The following is a 17,623-nucleotide window of genomic DNA, read 5'->3' on the forward strand; positions in this document are numbered from 1 at the left end:
CGCCACGMGCCGCCCGGCCCGCCGCCCGCCCGGCCCGCCGACCACGGCCCGAGGCCCGCCGAGCGCGGCGCCTTGACCGGATCCCGGCCGGTACGGGAGCATTCGGGAGTGAGCCGAGCAGAGGACGACCCGCAGAGCACCACGATCGAGACGAGCCGCCCGCTGCTCTCCGCAGAGAGGCTGAAGGCCTTCGAGGACGCGGTCGTCGCGATCGCGATGACGCTGCTGATCCTGCCGCTGCTCGAGAACGTGTCCGAGTTCGCGCGGGAGAACAAGACCGCCCTGGAGTACGTGCAGAGCGAGAACAAGCAGCTGTTCAGCTTCGCGCTGAGCTTCCTCATCATCGCGGTCTTCTGGATGAACCATCACCGGGTCTTCGACCGGGTCGAGAAGGCGACGAACGCGCTCGTCTGGCTGCAGGTGGGGTGGATGTTCACGATCGTCTGGCTGCCGGTGTCCACGGCCATGCTCGGCGTCATGGCCACCGACGCGACGCAGAAGCTGCTCTACATCGGGGCGCTCCTCGCCTCGTCGCTGCTCATGCTCGCGACCCGGCTGTATCTGCGCCACCACCCCGAGCTGCATCGCATCGCCCCGGAGTCGCTGCGCCGCGGCCTCATCGCCGAGATCGTCATGAGCAGCCTGTTCGCCGTCGCCCTCGTCATCGCCGTTCTGGTGCCGGACATCGGCTACGCGGCGATGTTCCTCCTACTGCTCGCCGGCCCCGCGCAGGCGATCGTGGCGCGCAGGGGCGACGCTCGCCGGAACAGCGCGCGTCGCGCCGCGGGGGAGCCGGGCCGACCCGTCAGGCCAGGTCGATCACCCGATCGTTGAGCTCGGCGGCGTCGACGTCCCAGAGCTCCGTGATCTCGGCCGCGACCCGGTCGATGGCGTCGTCGAGCCCGCGCACGCGAAGCACCACGGCTGCAGCGTGCAGCGGCTGTTCCGCGTCGCGAGCGGCCTTGGCGAAGCCCTGCGCGACGGCGCGGGTCCAGGACTCGCTCGCGGCTTTGACGGCGGCGTAGTTCGCTCCGCCCGCGAGCGGGCGGGCGACCGCGGTCGAGGAGATGATCGCGAAGCGGCCCGCCTCGGAAGCCCGCAGATCGGCGTCGAATGCGCGGCTCGTGACCCGCACCGCGGTGAAGGCCTGCTCGAGGGCGCGATAGTCCTCTTCGGTCTGCCCCGCGAGACCCCCGCCGCCGCGCCAGCCGCCGACGAGCGGCACGAGGCCGTCGATGTGCTCGCCGTCCCCGGCGAGGCGCGTCGCGAGGGCCGCGACCTCGGACTCGTTCGTGAGAGAGCAGCTCTCCACGCGAATCGACCCGTGGACGGTGTCCGCCGAGGCGGCGACCGCGGGATGCGCCGCGGCGGCGAGCGCGTCGAGCTTGCCCCTGTCCCGGCCGACCGCGATGACGCGCGCGCCGGCGCCGATCAAGGCCCGCGCGATCGCGAGGCCGGAGGGGCTCGTGGCCCCGGCGAGAAGTACGGTGCGTCCTGCGACGGTCATCGTGTTTCCTCCATGGTCATCGGATCCGGCTCGTGGATCCGGCCCGTCGATCCGGCCGGCGGATCCGGCCGGTGGATCTGGCCGCCATTGTTGCAGCGCCGGCCCGGTTTGGGGCGGGAACATGCGTTTCGGGGCGCGTCTCACCACGAATCCGTGGCGAGACGCGCCCCGAAACAGTGAGAAGCGCCCCGAAACGCGGCTCAGTCGTCGGTGCCGCGGATCCCCACGGTCGACTCGATGACCGGCTTCATCTTCTTGTCCAGAGTCTCGAAGAACATCGAGAGAGGGAACTCGTCGTCCAGCACGGCGTCGGTGTAGCCCTTGGGGGCGCCGGCGAGGATCTCGTCCGACAGGCCGCGCGCCCACTGCGACGCCGGGTGCGGCGTCAGCGTGCCACGGACCAGCTCGTATGCGGCGAGCCAGTGAGCGGTCTTCGGGCGGTCGATCGAGTGCCAGTACAGATCGTCGATCGCGTCGCCCAGGGCCACCACGGCGTCCGGCACGTTCTCCCAGTCGAAGGCGAGCGCGGTGTCGGTCCAGTGCAGCACGCCGCGCTGGTGCAACCAGGCGAACAGCAGCTGCCCGCCGACGGCGTCGTAGTTGCGCGTGCGGTTGCCGGTGATCGCGAAGCGGAAGATGCGGTCGAAGATCACCGCATACTGCACGAGATGCGCGTAGTCGTGCATCTCCTGCTCGCTCGCGGTGAGCTGCTCACCGGCCGCGACGCGGGCGTCGAACGCGCGCTCGATCTTGAGCGACTCGCGGAACGCGGTCATGTCGCAGCGCATCTCCTCGAGCGAGTAGAGGAAGAACGGCATGCGCTGCTTGATCATGAACGGGTCGAACGGCAGGTCGCCGCGCATGTGCGTGCGGTCGTGGATGATGTCCCACATCACGAACGTGTTCTCGGCGAGCTCCTGGTCATCGAGCATGGCCGCGGCCCGCTCCGGAAGCTCCAGGTTCGTGATCCCGCTCGCGGCGCGTACGACGCGGCGGTAGCGGGCGGCCTCGCGGTCCTGGAAGATCGCGCCCCAGGTGAAGGACGGGATCTCGCGCATCGCGACCGTCTCGGGGAACAGCACCGCCGAGTTCGTGTCGTAGCCGGGCGTGAAGTCGATCAGGCGCAGCGAGACGAACAGCTTGTTGCCGTAGTCGCCGGCCTCCAGGTCCGCGATGAACTCGGGCCAGATCGCCTGCACGATGAGCGCCTCGACGAGCCGGTCGCTGGAGCCGTTCTGCGTGTACATCGGGAACACGACCAGGTGGCGGATGCCGTCCACACGGTGCTGCTGCGGCTGGAAGGCGATGAGCGAATCCAGGAAGTCGGGCACGCCGAAGCCCTCGTCGACCCAGCGCTCGAAGTCCTTGACGGAGGCCTCGAGGTAGGCGGCGTCATGCGGGAAGGCCGGGGCGAGGGCGCGGATGCCGGCGATGATCGCGGCGACGTGCGCGCGGGCGGCGTCGTGGTCGGCCTCGTTCGGGACGGATCCGTCCTTGATCTGCAGTGGGCGCAGCGCGATCGCGGCGTCCTTGAGCAGGGTCCAGGCCGCGCTGGTCTCGGCGACGGACGCGTCCTCGACGACCTCGGGTTCGCCGATGAGAGCGTTGCTGTGGGTGGTGATGAGGGACATCGGGACCTCCGATCCGGGACGATGCAGGAAATATTCCTGCAAATGTTGGTTGACTCCGATATTATTTCACGTATGGATGATCCTGTCGATCTCGCGATCCTGGCTGCCCTTTCGCAGGACGGGCGGGCGACGCTCGCACACCTCTCCGACGCGGTGGGGCTGTCGGTGTCGGCCGTGCAGGCGCGGCTGCGCCGGCTCGAGTCGCGTGGCGTCATCTCGGGCTACCGGCCCGTCATCGACGCCGAGGCGGTGGGCAAGCCGCTGGCCGCCTTCATCGAGATCACCCCGCTCGACGCCGCCCAGCCCGACAACGCCCCCGAGCTGCTCGAGCACCTCGATGCGATCGAGGCGTGCCATTCGATCGCGGGCGACGCCAGTTACATGCTGTTCGCGCGGGTCGCCTCCCCGCGGCACCTGGAGCAGCTCGTGCGCGACATCCGGCTGGCCGCCAACGTGAGCACTCGGACGACCGTCGTGCTGCAGACGTTCTACGAGCACCGGCCGGTCGTGCCCACGACGCGCTGACCTCAGCCCGCCTCAGGACGGATCCGCGTCCTGCCGGATCCGGATCGTGTCCAGCAGGCTGCCGGACAGTCCCTGCACGCGGCGCCGGAGGGACAGCCCGATGCGCGCGGCCTGCTGCTTCGCAGCGTCGGCGACCGGGCCCTCGTGCAGGTCGTCGACCGTGGCGTTCCACAGCAGCAGCCAGCGATCGAAGTGCGCCGCGGTCAGGGGGTGCTTCGCGTTCACCGCGGAGTGCAGGGCGAGCGCGTCGCGGTGGTAGCCGCCGGCCTGGAACAGCACGCTCTCCCAGAAGTCGCCCATGATCGGCAGGTGGTGGTCGAGGTCCATGCGCGCGACATCGGTGAAGAACCGCCCGATCAGCGGATCCTGGAACGCGGTCTCGTAGAAGGTCCGCACCAGCACGAGGATGTCGTCGCGATCGCGGATGTCGGCCATGGTTCCAGGGTAGGTCGCGGGTGGCCGGCGCCGCGCTGTTCCCCTTGTCGGGATGCAGCTGTTCCGTTCTCAGGACGAATTCGCGAGATCCGCGATTTTACGGTGCATACCGCGGCGGATCCCGGCATCCATCCTGAGAACGGAACGTGGACTGCGGCTGCCCATAGGCTGAGGGCGTGACCGACACGGCGATCCAGGGCAGCACCGCGCACGAGATCGCCGACTCGATCCGCGCTCTGATCGGATCCGGTGCCCTCGCCGTGGGGGAAAGCCTGCCCACCGTGCGGGGCCTCGCGGACAGCCTTGGCGTGAACCGCAACACCGTGGCCGCCGCCTACCGGGCGCTCGCCCGTGCCGGAGCCGTGGAGAGCCGCGGTCGCGGCGGCACTGTGGTCGCAGGACCCGTGCGCACCGAGGAGGAGGGCTTCGCGGCGGAGACCGTGCTGCGCGACCTCGGCAGTGGCAACCCCGACCCCGACCTGCTCCCGCTGCCCGTGCTCGCCGAGGTCGACCTGCGCACCCCCGCGCTCTATGGCGACGCGCTCATCGACGACGGGCTGCGCACCTGGGCGACGGGGTGGCTCGCCGAGGCGCAGCCGCGTGCCTTCGAGCTGTCGGTGACCTCGGGGGCGGTCGACGCACTCGAGCGGCTCCTCGTCGCCTCGCTCGCCCATGGTGATGTGGTCGGCCTCGAGGATCCGTGCTTCCTCTCCAGCATCAACGTGGTCCGGCTCGGCGGGTACCGCCCGGTCGGCATCCCCCTCGACGAGGAGGGCATCACGGTCGCGGGCGTGCGCGCGGCGATCGACGCCGGCGCCCGCACGGTCGTATGCACGCCGCGCGCGCACAATCCCACGGGCATCAGCCTCACCGCCGGGCGCGCGGAGGCGCTGCGAGAGGTGTTCGCCGAGGCGCCGCACGTGCTCATCATCGAGGACGACCACTACTCGCTGCTGTCGCGCCGGCCGTATCACTCCGTGATCCCGGACGGGCACCCACGCTGGGCGCTCGTGCGGTCGATGTCGAAGTTCCTCGGGCCGGATCTGCGGCTCGCACTGCTCGCCTCGGATCCGGATACCGCAGCTCAACTGCGCACCCGACTCTCGCCCGGGAAGACCTGGGTCAGCCGGATCCTGCAGCGGGTCGCCGTGGGAATGCTCGACCACCCGGACACCCCGGCCGCGCTGGAGCGCGCGGGCGCGCACTACGCCGAGCGCGGCGACGCGCTGCGCGCCCTGCTGCGCGAGCGCGGCATCACGGTGCGCGGCGACGACGGCCTGAACGTGTGGGTGGAATGCGGCGTCGACGGCCGTGCCGTGTCCGAGGCGATGATGCGCCGCGGCTGGCTGGTGCGCACGGGCGGCGGATTCCTGCTCGAGGCGGACGAGGCCTCGCCGCAGATCCGGCTCACGGCGCACACCCTCGGCGACGCCGAGATGCGCACCCTCGCCGACGACCTCCGCGCCGCGATCACCGACGCCCACCGGCGCTGAGGCCGCCCGGATCCGGTTCCCTTGACCGCGAGACCGAACCTGCGTCCCCGAGAGCGGGCGGCGCGAGAGCAGGCGCGAGAGCGGGCACAACCGGCGCCGGTAGGATTCCTGCGTGGCGAACCGTAGGACCAACAAGACCGCACCCGCGTCTGCGCGCCCTGCGGCGCGCTCCCGTTCCGGCAACCCGGCGAAGCGCCCGGTCGAGCAGTTGCCGCCGGTCACCCTGGGCGACTGGATCGGCGCGGCCCGCCCGCGCACGCTGCCGCTCGCGATCGCCCCGGTGCTGGTCGGCACGGGCGCCGCGCGGCTGGGGGATCCGCAATTCCACTGGGTCATCGCGCTCGCCTGCCTCGCGGTCGCGGTGTGCCTCCAGATCGGCGTGAACTTCACGAACGACTACAGCGACGGCGTGCGCGGCACCGACGCGCACCGGGTCGGCCCTGCCAGGCTCACCGCCTCGGGGCGCGTCTCCGCCAAGAGCGTGCTGTACACCGGGCTCGCGTTCTTCGCGCTCGCCGCGATCGCGGGTATCGGCATCACGATCCGCACCCAGCAGTGGTGGCTGATCGCGGTCGGCGCGGTGTGCATCGTGGCCGCCTGGTTCTACACCGGCGGCAAGCGGCCCTACGGCTACAACGCGCTCGGCGAGGTCTTCGTCTTCGTGTTCTTCGGGCTGGTCGCCACCCTCGGCACGACCTGGGTGCAGTCGCTGACGCTGCCGCAGGAGGCGTGGATCGGAGCCATCGCGGTCGGCCTGTTCGCCTGCGCGGTGCTGCTGGCCAACAACCTCCGCGACATCGACCAGGACCGTCAGGTCGGCAAGCGCACGCTGACCGTCGTGATCGGCAAGCGGGCCACGCAGATCCTCTACACCGTGTTCGTGATCCTGCCGTTCCTCGCGCTCGTGCTGCTCGCCCTGTTCTACCCGGTCGCCTGGGTGGGGCTGCTCGCACTGCTCGCGTTCCTGCCGGCGCTCGTGATCGTGTGGGCGTACCGGGCGCCCAAGGAACTCGTGATCGCGTTGGCGCTCACCTCGCTCGGCACGCTCGCATACGCCGGAGCGCTGTTCTGGGCGCTCATCTCGCCAGTGGTGTGAGCGGCTCGGGATCCCGGCAGCCGGTCGTCGTGAAGGCCCCGCCCACCGGGTGCATAGAGTCTTTTCGTAAGATTCCGAGCATGCCTCTGAGTTCGTCGCGCCCGTCCGCGCCCACTGACTCTCCCGGTGACGCCGCTCTCGGAGACCGGCGAGTCACGCGCTCATCCCGCCGCTCCCGCGTCGTCCGGACCACGGCCGCCCTGCTCGGCGTCGCGCTCGCCGGCGGCCTCGCCGCCTGCTCGAACGACCCCGTCGCCGACCAGTACCGCAACGGCGACAACAAGGGATACATCGGCTCCGACGGCATGCGCGTGGAGGAGATCAAGGCCGCCGACCGCAGCAAGCCCGTGACCTTCGGCGGCACCCTCGAAAGCGGCAAGGCCTTCACGAGCAGCTCGATCGCGGGCGACGTCGCGGTCGTGAACTTCTGGTACGCCGCGTGCGGACCGTGCAGGGTCGAGGCCGATGACCTGGAATCGGTCTGGAAGAAATTCGACGGCAAGGGCGTCTCGTTCGTGGGCGTGAACACCTACGACCAGGCAGGCACCGCGACGGCGTTCAACGACAAGTACGGCATCACCTACCCGAGCATCATCGACGTGAACACCGGGGGTGCGAAGCTCGCCTTCGCCGAGGTCACTTCGATCCAGGCGACGCCCACCACGCTCGTCCTCGACAAGCAGGGGCGCGTCGCCGCGCGCGTGATCGGCCCGATCGGCTCCGCCTCGATCCTCGAGACTCTCATCCAGGACACACTGGACGAGAAGTGATGAGCGCACCTCGTACGGACGCCGCCACGGCGATCCTCGGCCCGCGGAGGGCGAGGGCGTGAACATCGACGCCATCGTCGGATCCGGCGCCCTCTGGGCGGCGCTTCCCGTCGCCATGCTCGCGGGGCTGCTGTCCTTCCTCTCGCCCTGCGTCCTGCCGCTCGTGCCCGGCTACCTCGGCTTCGTCGGCGGTGCAGTGGGCGGATCCGCGCCCCAGCAGGACGGCACGACGAAGGCCCCCACGCGCCGCCAGATGGTGCTCGGGGTGCTGCTGTTCATCCTCGGCTTCACGCTGGTCTTCATCCTGATGGCGGTCGTCGGCGGCACGGCTGGTGTGTTCCTGCTGCGCTGGGGCGACCTGATCACCCGGATCCTCGGCGCGGTCATCATCGTCATGGGCCTTGTCTTCATCGGCGTCTTCGGCTTCGCGCAGCGCACCGTGCGGATGAACATCTCCGGTCGTGCCGGACTCATCGGCGCTCCGCTGCTCGGCATCGCGCTGGGCATCGGCTGGAGCCCGTGCCTCAGCCCGACGCTCTCGGCGATCGTCGCGCTGTCGGTCAACGTGGGGGACGTGGGCCGCGCGGTGTGGCTCGGCATCGCCTACTCGCTGGGTCTGGGTATCCCGTTCCTGCTCGTCGCGCTGGGCTTCGGCTGGGCGACGCGCTCGCTCTCGTTCCTGCGCCGCCACGTGCGGGTCGTCAACATCGTCGGAGGTGCACTGCTCATCGTGCTGGGACTGCTCATGGTGACCGGCGTCTGGAAGACGATCATGTCGAGCATCGGGGCGGTGGTCGGCAGTGTCGAACTCCCGCTCTGACGTCCCCGCGTCCGAGGCCCCCGAAGGCCCCGAGGGGTCCGCGACCCTTCGAGAGCCTCAGGGACCGAAAGCGAACAAGGAAGGTGCGAAGAAGAAGGCCGGCACCGACCGCTCGAGCGATCCGCTGCGCCCGAGCGACCACATCGACGGCGACGGAGACTCTCGGGGGGACGGCGTCGACTCGCCGAAGCTCAACGTCGTCGGCTGGCTGCGCTGGGGCTGGCGACAGCTCACCAGCATGCGCACCGCGCTCGTACTGCTGCTGATCCTCGCGATCGCCGCGATCCCCGGGTCGATCTTCCCGCAGCGGATGGCGGATCCGAACGGCGTCACGCAGTGGAAGGCCGACCACCCGGATCTGTTCCCGATCCTGGACGGCATGCAGCTGTTCGACGTCTATCTGTCGGCGTGGTTCTCGGCGATCTATCTGCTGCTGTTCCTGTCGCTCGTCGGATGCGTGATCCCGCGCATCAAACACCACCTCAAAGCCCTGCAGTCGCGTCCGCCGCGCACGCCCGTGCGGCTGGGTCGTCTCGACGACCACCGCGAGGCGGTCCGCACGGTCGCCGGTTCCGACCCGTCCGCGGCCGCGGAGCAGAGCATCGCGATCGCGGAGAAGCAGTTGCGCGCGCTGCGCTACCGCGTGCAGCGCTACGACGACAAGCGCGGCTTCTCGGTCTCGGCCGAGCGCGGGTACGCCCGCGAGACCGGCAACCTGCTGTTCCACGTCGCCCTCCTCGGCGTGCTGGTTTCGGTGGGCGTGGGCGGCAGCTTCGCCTACACCGGGCAGCGCGTGGTCGTGCAGGGCACGAGCTTCGTCAACACCCTTCTCGACTATTCGTCCATGAACCGCGGTCGTTTCGTCTCCGATGACGCGCTCGCGCCCTACCGGATGACGCTGGACTCCTTCGACGTCACCTACCAGCCGTTCGATCCGAACAAGTCGTCGTCGGGTCAGGCCGGCGACTTCGCCGCGAACGTGACGGTCTCGGAGCAGGGGCAGAAGGAGCACAAGGCCCAGGTGCAGGTGAACCACCCGCTGGGCATCGCGGGYGACCGCGTCTACCTGCTCGGCAACGGCTACGCCCCGACCATCACCGTCCACAATGCCAAGGGCGACGTGGTCTTCCACGACTCGGTGCCGTTCCTGCCCCAGAACAACAGCACGATGATGTCGATCGGGATCGTCAAGGTCGCCGACGGCCTGCCAGAGCAGCTCGGGCTGCAGGGCTTCTTCTACCCGACCTCGGCGAAGCTCGCGACCGGCGCGCTCACCTCGGTCTACCCGGACCTCATCAACCCCACGCTCACCCTGAACGTGTTCGCCGGCGATCTCGGCATCGATGACGGCACCCCTCGTTCGGTGTACGTGCTCGACACCGGATCCATGACGCAGCTCACCGGCGGCAAGACCGGGACGAAGTCGATCGAGCTCGCTCCGGGGGAGACCACCGCGCTGCCGAACGGCATGGGCACCATCACGTTCGACAACGAGGCTCCGAAGGGCGCGAAGGACTACTCGCAGTCCGTCAAGCGCTATGTCTCGCTGCAGATCCACCACGACCCCTCCGAGCAGTGGGTGCTGGTCTTCGCCGTGGTCGCCCTGCTCGGTCTCGTGCTCGCGCTGTTCGTGCCGCGCCGGCGCATGTGGGTCAAGGCGACGGTCGTGGACGGCGCCGTGCAGCTGGAGTACGCCGGCCTCGCACGCGGAGAGGATCCGACCCTCGCCGCCGCCGTGGAGGACCTGCGCGACGGTCATGCGCGCCTGCTCGACGCCGACGGCGCGACCTCGGCCGTCCCCGAGGCGCCCGTCCCCGAGGCGGACGTTTCCGACGCGGGCGCGTCCGACGAATCAGAGCCCGATGACAGCGGACGCATCGACAAACTCAGTGACCGATAGCGGAAGTAGGCTGACAGCATGAACTTCGACTCCTTGTCGATCCTGATGATCTGGACCGCGGTGGCGATCTACGCCGCGGCCTTCATCGCCTACGCGTTCGACCTCGCCAGGCGCTCGCAGGTCGCCGCCGACGCCAAGGCCGTCGTGCCCGAGCGCGAGCTCGTCGGTGCGGCCGTGGGGGCATCGGCCTCGTCCGTCGGTCGCGCGACCGGCTCCGGCGGCGGGGGAGCGGGGGCGACCGCTCCGCAGCGTTTCGTCATGGCGCGGATCGGCACGGCGCTGACCACGCTGGGCTTCCTGTTCCACCTCGCCGGCGAGGTGCTGCGCGGCGTCGCCGCGGGCCGGGTGCCGTGGTCGAACATGTACGAGTTCTCGATGACGGGAACGCTGCTGATCATCGCGGTGTACATCGGCGTGAACATCTGGTTCGACCTGAAGTACCTCGGCACCTTCATCGTCGGCCTGGTCGTGGTGCTGCTCGGCGGCGCCGCCACCGGCTTCTACGTCGAGGTCGTGCCACTCGCCGACCCGCTCAAGAGCGTGTGGCTGGTGATCCACGTGTTCGTGGCGTCGCTCGGTACCGCGTTCTTCGCGCTCGCCTTCGCGCTCAGCGTCTTCCAGCTCATGCAGGCGCGCCGCGAGGCGAAGGTGCTCGCGGATGCTCCCAAGGCCGGTCCGCACTTCCTCGCCACGCTGCCCTCCTCGGAGCGCCTGGAGGGCCTCGCCTACCGGTTCGCGACCGTGGGCTTCATCTTCTGGACGTTCACCCTGATCGCCGGATCCATCTGGGCGAACGACGCCTGGGGCCGCTACTGGGGCTTCGACACCAAGGAGACCTGGACATTCATCATCTGGGTGCTCTACGCCGGGTACATCCACGCCCGCGCGACGCGCGGCTGGCGCGGATCCCGCTCGGCCTGGCTGTCGATCGTGGGTTTCGCCGCGGTGCTGTTCAACTTCACCATCGTCAACCTGTTCTTCAAGGGTCTGCACGTCTACTCGGGCCTGAGCTGAGCGGCTCGAACGGTCGGAGCGGGCGATGACCGCGCGGAGGGCCGGGCTCCGGCCGGGTGCGCTGGCGGTGATCGCCCTGGCGCTCGTCGCCACGGGCGTCGTCGTCAGCGGGCTCCTGCCGCTGGCCGATGCCGGGGCGCTGGCGGGGCGAACGGCTCCCGTGCTCGGGTTCGTGATCGCGATCACGATCGTGGCCGAGCTCGCGCGGGACGCCGCCGTGTTCGACGTGATCGCGCAGTATCTGGCCCGATGGGGGCGCGGCAGGGTGATCGCACTCTGGGGTGCGGTGATCCTCCTCGCGGTCATCAGCACGATCTTCCTCTCGCTCGACACGACCGCGGTGATCGTCACCCCGGTGGTGGTGCTCCTCGCGCAGGGCGTGGGCGTCTCGCCGCTGCCCTTCGCGCTCGCCACGGTCTGGCTCGCCAACACCGCGTCCCTGCTGCTGCCGGTGTCGAACCTGACGAACCTGCTCGCGGCGCCGGCCATCGGCTCGGATCCGCTCGCCTTCCTCGCGCTGAGCTGGGCGCCCGCGCTCGCTGGCGTGCTCGTGCCCGTCGCGATCCTCACCGTCGCCCATCGGCGCACGCTCTTCGGGCGGTACACGTCACCGGTGCAGGCTGAGCCCTCCGACCGCGTGCTGTTCCTCGTGTCGGCCGTCGTGCTCGTCGCCCTGCTTCCGCTGCTCGCGCTCGTACGGGACGTGTGGATCCCGGCGTCGGCCGCCGCACTGATCCTGATCGTGCTGTTCGCCTTCCGGAGGCGCCGCGCGCTGCGCCTCGCCCTGGTTCCCTGGCAGGCGCTCGGCCTTGCCGCAGCCCTCTTCGTGATCGTCGAGGCCGCGCACGTGCGAGGGCTCGCGGCGCTCCTCTCGCCGCTTGCCGCGACCGGGCATGGAGTGCTGGAGCTGCTGCGTGTGGCGGGTATCGGAGCGCTCACGGCGAACGGCATCGACAACCTCCCCGCGTACCTCGTGCTCGAGCCGATCGCCGCGCACGACCCGGTCGCGCTCATGGCGCTGCTCATCGGCGTCAACCTCGGCCCGCTCGTGACACCCTGGGCATCGCTCGCGATCCTGCTGTGGCACCACCGCGTCTCGGCGCTCGGGGTGTCCATCCCCTGGGGGCGGTTCGCGCTGTGGGGCCTCGGCGCCGCGACGGCCACGGTGGGAGTCGCCGCGCTCGCGCTCGCAGCCGTTTCCTGAATCGCGGATTCGGGCTATCGTCGCGGCATGTGCCGGAACATTCGCTGCCTTCACAACTTCGAACCGCCGACGAACGATGATGAGGTGCGGGAGGCCGCGCTCCAGTTCGTCCGCAAGGTGAGCGGATCCACGCACCCGTCGCGCGCGAACACCCCTGCGTTCGAGCAGGCGATCGACGAGATCGCGCAGGCGACCCGGCGGATGCTCGATCAGCTCGTCACGAACGCCCCACCGAAGAGCCGCGAGGTGGAGGCCGTCAAGGGGCGCCAGCGTCACGAAAAGCGCATGGAGCGCGAGGTCAGAATCCGAACCGCGACCTGAGCTCCCTCCGTCGCTCGCCGAGCTTCTGATCCGCGAGACCGAACCTGCGCCCCGAGACCGACGATCTCATCGTGGGTCTCGGGACGCAGGTTCGGTCTCGCGGTCCTGAGGGTGGGGCGAGCGTGCGCCGGGTCAGGCGGCGAGGGCGAGGACGGCCCTCGCGCTCGTCGTGCGCCGGGCCGTCACGGCCAGCGTGGTCGCGATCAGGGCGAGTACGGCCCAGACCAGGAGCGCCGCGATCGCGGATCCGACGCCCTCATCGCCCAGCAACGCGGTCGCCGCGGGGGAGGTGGGCAGGAATCCCGCGATCGTGGCGAGCCAGCCTGGCAACGTCGAGATGATCCCCGCGCCGAGCGCCGCGACGCCCAGGACCGCGGAGATCCAGCGGCCGACCCCGCCGAGGACTGCGACCAGAGCCTGGTTCACGGCGGCGAAGGCGATGCCGGCGAGCACGGCGACGCCGGCGAAGCCCCACCAGCGCGACGGGTCGTACTTCGCGACGATCTCGACCACGAGCGCGACCAGCAGGCCCTGCCCGGCACCGATTGCGGCGGCCGGGGCGAACGCGCGCAGGGCGAGCGAGGCCGAGGCACGGCGCGAGGTGAGTGCCCGCGCGGTGAACGCCCGCATCACGAGGAACGTCGCAAGGCTGCCGAACCACAGCACGACCGCCGCGAGCAGCGGGATCGCGGTGGGTCCGAACATCCCTCCCGACGTGTCTGCTGTCACCGGGTTCGCGACGACCTCGGCCAGTGACGATGCCTCGGAATCGGTGCGCTTCGGCAGCGAGTCCGCCGCCTGGTGCAGGCCGGAGGCGAGGCTCGACGTGCCGGTCGCGAGGGATCCGATGCCGGTGCCGAGCTGTTTCGCGCCGTCGGCGAGCTGGGTCGCCCCCGACTGCAACCCGGTGGCGCCGGTGGCGAGGTCGCCCGCGCCGGTGGCGCTCTGCGACGTGCTGTCGGCGAGCTGACCCAGGCCCGCGGAGAGCTGGTTGATGCCGTCGGCCGCGGTGCGGAACTGGTCGGCGAGGGTGGCGGAGGCGGCGGTGTTGAACGCGCTCAGGCCGGCTGCCGTCCCGGAAGCGGCATCGGCCGCCTTCGTGGCAGCGGGCTCGAGCTCGTTCTGGGCGCCCGCCACGGTTCCGGCGAGGGTGGCACAGAAATCGGGTTGCGCCTTGGCATCGCACTTCGAGCTCAGGTCCGCGAGGCCGCTGACCAGGCCGCTGACGCCCTGGCTCACACCCGCCGTCAGCTGCTTGGTGCCGTTCACGCCCTGGAACACCTCACCCGGCACGAGCCCCTGCGCCTGCAGCGCATCCGCGCCCTGCGCGAGCCCGGCGCCGGCCTGGTTCGCGCCGGTCTGCGCCGAGGTGATGCCGTTCGCGATCGTGCCGAGGCCGTTCGACAGCTGCGAGGCCCCGTCGGCGAGCTGACCTGCACCGTCGGCGAGCTTGGTCGCGCCGTCCGGGAGCGCCGCGGCTCCGGTCGCGGCGGAGGTGGCGCCCGCGGCGAGCTTGTCGGCGCCGTCGGCCGCCTCGCCGATCTTGTCGCCCAGCGTGCCGAAGCCGACGAGCACGTTCTGCAGGGTGTTCTTGGAGATCTCGGTGCCCATGGTCGACGCGGCGGTCGCGGCGATCTGATTGGCGATGAGGCCGTCCGCGGCGCGCGCCTGCGGGGCGGTCGTCACCGAGATCGTCGCCTTCTCAGCCGACTTGGCCGGATCCTGCACCGCGCTGCCGCCCGAGACCGCGGCCGCGGAGAAGCCCTTCGGGATCCGAACGACGGCCTGGTAGGTCCCGTCCTTCAGACCCGCGGTGGCGTCCTTCTCGTTCGAGACGACCCAGGTCAGGTTCTCGTCCTTCTTCCCCGTGCCGTCGACGAGGCCCGCGGAGAGCTGACGGCCGAGCGGGGCGAGCTGTCCGGCCACCGTGACCGGCTCGTCGTCGTTCACGATCGCGGCGGTCATGGTGTCGAGGCGCTGGGTGGGGTCCTGCAGGGCGGCGACGAGCACGCCCCCGAGGACGGCGGGCAGCAGCAGCACGCCGAGGAGCGTGAGGGCGGTGATCGGCTTGTGTGAACGGGCGCGTTCGATCAGCGCGGACAGGCGGTTGGTCATGCGGTCACCTCGTCGAGGTCGGTGGTGGGCGCGTCGGCGATCGCGAGCGGTTCGGGCTCGACCGGCGGGTGGTCGAGGTCCCGTGTCTGCGGATCCGCCCACCCGGCGTCGGTCAGCAGCTGTGCGGCTGCGGAGGCGTCGGCGGCCGTGGCGAGCACGGCGAGCGCACCCCGGTGGGCGGCGTCGCGCAGCATGGCGACGGCCTGCTCGCTCTGGGCGAGCGTGAGGCGGTCGGCCCCGTCGATCACCACGAGCGTGGTGCGACCGCGCAAGGCGTCGCGCAGCTCGCGGAGCGGATCCGTCCCCGTCCCGCCGTCCACGATCACGCAGCCGACGTGCGCGCGCACCCAGGCGGCGCGTCCCGGCAGCAGGTGCCCGGCCACCCGCAGGCGTCCCTCGGAGGGTACGCGGGCCGTAAGGGCGAGCGCCACGGCGCGTCGCACGGCCCTGTCGCCTCCGGTGAGCACGAGGGCGGATCCGGCGGGCATCCGCAGATCGACTCCGTCGATCGCGCCCTGAACGGCCAGACCGTCGGCGGCGATCACGGAGTCGTCACCGGGCCAGCCGGCCAGATGACGCTCGCGCTCCACGGCCTCGCCCTCGATGTCCACGCTCGGCAGGATCCGCTCGAGCCACGCGGGGATCTCCCAGGCGCGCTCGCCGAGGATCGCCATGAGCGCGGGGATCAGCGTCATCCGCACGAGGAACGCGTCGATCGCGATGCCCGCGGCGAGGCCCAGCGCGATCGGCTTGAGCGAGGAGTCGCCCTCGGGCACGAAGGCCACGAACACGGCGAACATGATGAGCCCCGCGGCCGTGACGACCTTCGCGGATCCGGCGAATCCTCCGCGCACCGCTCGCAATGCGGCGGCGCGACGTTCTGCCCGGTCGGGGCTGCGGGATCCGGCATCGTGCACGAAGTCCTCACGCATCCGCGAGACGAGGAACACCTGGTAGTCCATGGCCAGGCCGAACAGCACGCCCATCAGGATGATCGGCATGAAGCTGATGATCGGCCCCACCCGTGCGACGTGCAGGGCATCGGCGAACCAGCCCCATTCGAAGACGGCGGACACCACGCCGAACGCGGCCACGATCGAGAGCAGGTAGCCGAGTGCGGCGGTGACGGGCACCCAGATCGAGCGGAACACGATCGTCAGCAGCACGAGCGACAGACCGATCACGAAGATCCCGAACGGCAGCAGCGCGGCGCCGAGCTGGTCGGAGATGTCGATCGCGACGGCCGTGAATCCGGTCACCTTCACGTCGATCCCGAACCTGGTGAGCCATTCGTCGTGGTGCGAGCGCAGCTCGCGCACCAGATCTGCGGTGGCCGGGGCGTCCGGGGCGGTCGTGGGGATCACCTGGACGATGCCGGTGTCGGCGGTCTGGTTAGGGGTGGCCAGGGCGATCTCGGCGACGCCGGGGAGTTTGCCGACCGCATCGCCGAGGTCCTTCATGAGACCGACCGGATCCGTGGACGTCACGATGGTGCCGGTGAGGATGAGCGGGCCGTTGAATCCGGGGCCGAAGTGCTCGGCGGTGAGGTCGTAGTTCTCCCGCGCCTCGGATCCCTTCGGCTGCACGCCCGAGTTCGGCAGGGCGAGCGCGAGGCTCGTGGCGGGGATGGCGACGATGCCGAGCCCGAGGACGATCGCGAGTGCGACGAGGACCGGGTGCCGGGTGACGCCTCCCACCCAGCGTTCCGAGAATCGGCGGCGCGGCGCCGCCTCGGTTTCGCCCTTCTTGGGGCGTCGGGGCTTGGCGGGGCGACCGGCCACGCGGCCCTTGAGGAAGCCGAGGATGGCGGGCGTGAGCGTCACGGCGATCAGCACGGCGATCATGACGGCGACCGCCGCCGCGATGCCCATCGTGGTGAGGAACGGGATCCCGGCGAAGCCGAGGCCGATGAGCGCGATCAGCACGGTGATGCCGGCGAAGACGACCGCGGATCCGGCGGTGCCGGTCGCGCGCGAGGCCGATTCCTCCGGATCCACTCCTTCGCGCACCTGGTCCTGATGTCGGGCGACGATGAACAGCGCATAGTCGATGCCGACCGCGAGGCCGAGCATGAGCGCGAGCAGGGGCGTCGTGGAGGAGACCGAGGCGAAGGCGGTGGCGGCGAAGATCGCGGCCATCGAGACGCCCACGCCGAGCATGGCCGTGAGTAGCGGCATGCCCGCCACGACGAAGGAGCGGAACGTCACGATCAGCACGAGCAGCGCGATCACGAGGCCGATGCCTTCGGTGATCGAGATCGCCGGGATCGACATCGAGAAGAGGTCACCGCCGATCACGGCGTGCGCGCCCTTCGGCAGATCCTTCTCGAGGTCGCTCACCGCGGTGCGCAGGGTGTCCTTGGTGGCGGCCGAGACGTCGGAGGCCTGGCCGTCGAACTGCATGCGTACGATCGCCGCGGAACGGTCGTCGGAGACCATGCCCGTGACGTGCTCGTCGTAAGGGCTCGTGGCGGCGAGGACTCCGTCGACCTTGCCGAGGTCGGTCACGGTCCGCTCGATCGGCGTCTTGTAGTCAGCGTCGGTGACGCTGTCGCCGTCGGCCGCCACGACGATGAACTGCGCGCTCGTGCCGCTCACCTGGGGGAAGGTGCGCTCGAGCTGCTCCAGGCCCGCCTGCGATTCCGTGCCCGGGATCGTGAAGGCGTTGTCCGTGCCCTTGCCGAGGACGAGCGCCGCGCCGCCGGCGATGCCGAGCACCAGCAGCCAGGCCACGAGCACGCGCCAGGGGTGCCGGAAGGACCAGCGGCCGAGCGAGGAGAGGAGAGTCGACAC

The 17,623-nt window shown here is 70.5% G+C and carries 15 protein-coding genes; 10 read left to right on the plus strand and 5 right to left on the minus strand.

What is annotated here, in order from left to right; all coding sequences use genetic code 11:
* Positions 1–108 precede the first annotated feature (108 nt).
* Positions 109–834: a TMEM175 family protein gene (locus AC1DG4_RS19140; RefSeq protein WP_477420255.1), complete on the plus strand. Its 726-nt coding sequence runs from the start codon at positions 109–111 to the stop codon at positions 832–834.
* Here AC1DG4_RS19140 and AC1DG4_RS19145 read toward each other — a convergent pair.
* Complete coding sequence (locus AC1DG4_RS19145) at positions 806–1,507, minus strand: SDR family NAD(P)-dependent oxidoreductase (protein ID WP_477380374.1); 702 nt, start codon at positions 1,505–1,507, stop codon at positions 806–808. The genes AC1DG4_RS19140 and AC1DG4_RS19145 overlap by 29 nt on opposite strands.
* A gap of 200 nt (positions 1,508–1,707) precedes the next feature.
* Complete coding sequence (locus AC1DG4_RS19150; RefSeq protein WP_477380372.1) at positions 1,708–3,138, minus strand: DUF6421 family protein; 1,431 nt, start codon at positions 3,136–3,138, stop codon at positions 1,708–1,710.
* A gap of 72 nt (positions 3,139–3,210) precedes the next feature.
* Between AC1DG4_RS19150 and AC1DG4_RS19155 the strand changes: the two genes are divergently transcribed.
* Complete coding sequence (locus AC1DG4_RS19155) at positions 3,211–3,663, plus strand: Lrp/AsnC family transcriptional regulator (RefSeq protein WP_477380370.1); 453 nt, start codon at positions 3,211–3,213, stop codon at positions 3,661–3,663.
* 12 nt (positions 3,664–3,675) lie between these two features.
* Here the strand turns inward: AC1DG4_RS19155 and AC1DG4_RS19160 are convergent, their stop codons facing one another.
* Entirely contained in the window at positions 3,676–4,098 is a 423-nt protein-coding gene (locus AC1DG4_RS19160; protein WP_477380368.1) for a group III truncated hemoglobin, read from the minus strand.
* Positions 4,099–4,274: 176 nt separating this feature from the next.
* Between AC1DG4_RS19160 and AC1DG4_RS19165 the strand changes: the two genes are divergently transcribed.
* The 8 genes from AC1DG4_RS19165 (at position 4,275) to AC1DG4_RS19200 (ending at position 12,716) form a co-directional block, all read left to right on the plus strand.
* Entirely contained in the window at positions 4,275–5,591 is a 1,317-nt protein-coding gene (locus AC1DG4_RS19165; protein WP_477380366.1) for an aminotransferase class I/II-fold pyridoxal phosphate-dependent enzyme, read from the plus strand.
* A 112-nt stretch (positions 5,592–5,703) separates the two neighbouring features.
* Positions 5,704–6,687, plus strand: a complete 984-nt coding sequence (locus AC1DG4_RS19170) for a 1,4-dihydroxy-2-naphthoate polyprenyltransferase (RefSeq protein ID WP_477380364.1) — start codon at positions 5,704–5,706, stop codon at positions 6,685–6,687.
* 80 nt (positions 6,688–6,767) lie between these two features.
* Positions 6,768–7,457, plus strand: coding sequence for a TlpA family protein disulfide reductase (locus AC1DG4_RS19175; RefSeq protein WP_477380362.1), 690 nt, complete (start codon positions 6,768–6,770; stop codon positions 7,455–7,457).
* Positions 7,458–7,515: 58 nt separating this feature from the next.
* Positions 7,516–8,277, plus strand: coding sequence for a cytochrome c biogenesis CcdA family protein (locus AC1DG4_RS19180; protein WP_477380360.1), 762 nt, complete (start codon positions 7,516–7,518; stop codon positions 8,275–8,277).
* Positions 8,258–10,177 carry a cytochrome c biogenesis protein ResB gene (gene resB / locus AC1DG4_RS19185; protein WP_477380358.1) on the plus strand — a complete coding sequence of 640 codons (1,920 nt, stop codon included), beginning with the start codon at positions 8,258–8,260 and terminating at the stop codon, positions 10,175–10,177. Before AC1DG4_RS19180 ends, resB begins: the two co-directional genes overlap by 20 nt.
* Positions 10,178–10,195: 18 nt before the next feature.
* Positions 10,196–11,191: a c-type cytochrome biogenesis protein CcsB gene (gene ccsB, locus AC1DG4_RS19190; RefSeq protein ID WP_477380356.1), complete on the plus strand. Its 996-nt coding sequence runs from the start codon at positions 10,196–10,198 to the stop codon at positions 11,189–11,191.
* A 25-nt stretch (positions 11,192–11,216) separates the two neighbouring features.
* Positions 11,217–12,395, plus strand: coding sequence for an SLC13 family permease (locus tag AC1DG4_RS19195; protein WP_477380354.1), 1,179 nt, complete (start codon positions 11,217–11,219; stop codon positions 12,393–12,395).
* 27 nt (positions 12,396–12,422) lie between these two features.
* Entirely contained in the window at positions 12,423–12,716 is a 294-nt protein-coding gene (locus AC1DG4_RS19200) for a DUF2277 domain-containing protein (protein ID WP_477380352.1), read from the plus strand.
* Positions 12,717–12,848: 132 nt separating this feature from the next.
* On the opposite strand, the gene AC1DG4_RS19205 is transcribed toward AC1DG4_RS19200, so the two are convergent.
* Complete coding sequence (locus tag AC1DG4_RS19205; protein ID WP_477380350.1) at positions 12,849–14,831, minus strand: YhgE/Pip domain-containing protein; 1,983 nt, start codon at positions 14,829–14,831, stop codon at positions 12,849–12,851.
* Entirely contained in the window at positions 14,828–17,623 is a 2,796-nt protein-coding gene (locus tag AC1DG4_RS19210) for an MMPL family transporter (protein ID WP_477380348.1), read from the minus strand. The genes AC1DG4_RS19205 and AC1DG4_RS19210 overlap by 4 nt, the downstream gene beginning before the upstream one ends.

The sequence above is a fragment of the Microbacterium sp. 05N427 genome (genome assembly GCF_056397105.1).

Excerpts from the sequence above, each read along its gene's own strand:
- AC1DG4_RS19145 (WP_477380374.1), bottom strand. The coding sequence starts at position 1,507 with ATGACCGTCGCAGGACGCACCGTACTTCTCGCCGGGGCCACGAGCCCC.
- AC1DG4_RS19150 (WP_477380372.1), bottom strand. The coding sequence starts at position 3,138 with ATGTCCCTCATCACCACCCACAGCAACGCTCTCATCGGCGAACCCGAG.
- AC1DG4_RS19155 (WP_477380370.1), top strand. The coding sequence starts at position 3,211 with ATGGATGATCCTGTCGATCTCGCGATCCTGGCTGCCCTTTCGCAGGAC.
- AC1DG4_RS19160 (WP_477380368.1), bottom strand. The coding sequence starts at position 4,098 with ATGGCCGACATCCGCGATCGCGACGACATCCTCGTGCTGGTGCGGACC.
- AC1DG4_RS19175 (WP_477380362.1), top strand. The coding sequence starts at position 6,768 with ATGCCTCTGAGTTCGTCGCGCCCGTCCGCGCCCACTGACTCTCCCGGT.
- ccsB (WP_477380356.1), top strand. The coding sequence starts at position 10,196 with ATGAACTTCGACTCCTTGTCGATCCTGATGATCTGGACCGCGGTGGCG.
- AC1DG4_RS19195 (WP_477380354.1), top strand. The coding sequence starts at position 11,217 with ATGACCGCGCGGAGGGCCGGGCTCCGGCCGGGTGCGCTGGCGGTGATC.
- AC1DG4_RS19200 (WP_477380352.1), top strand. The coding sequence starts at position 12,423 with ATGTGCCGGAACATTCGCTGCCTTCACAACTTCGAACCGCCGACGAAC.
- AC1DG4_RS19205 (WP_477380350.1), bottom strand. The coding sequence starts at position 14,831 with ATGACCAACCGCCTGTCCGCGCTGATCGAACGCGCCCGTTCACACAAG.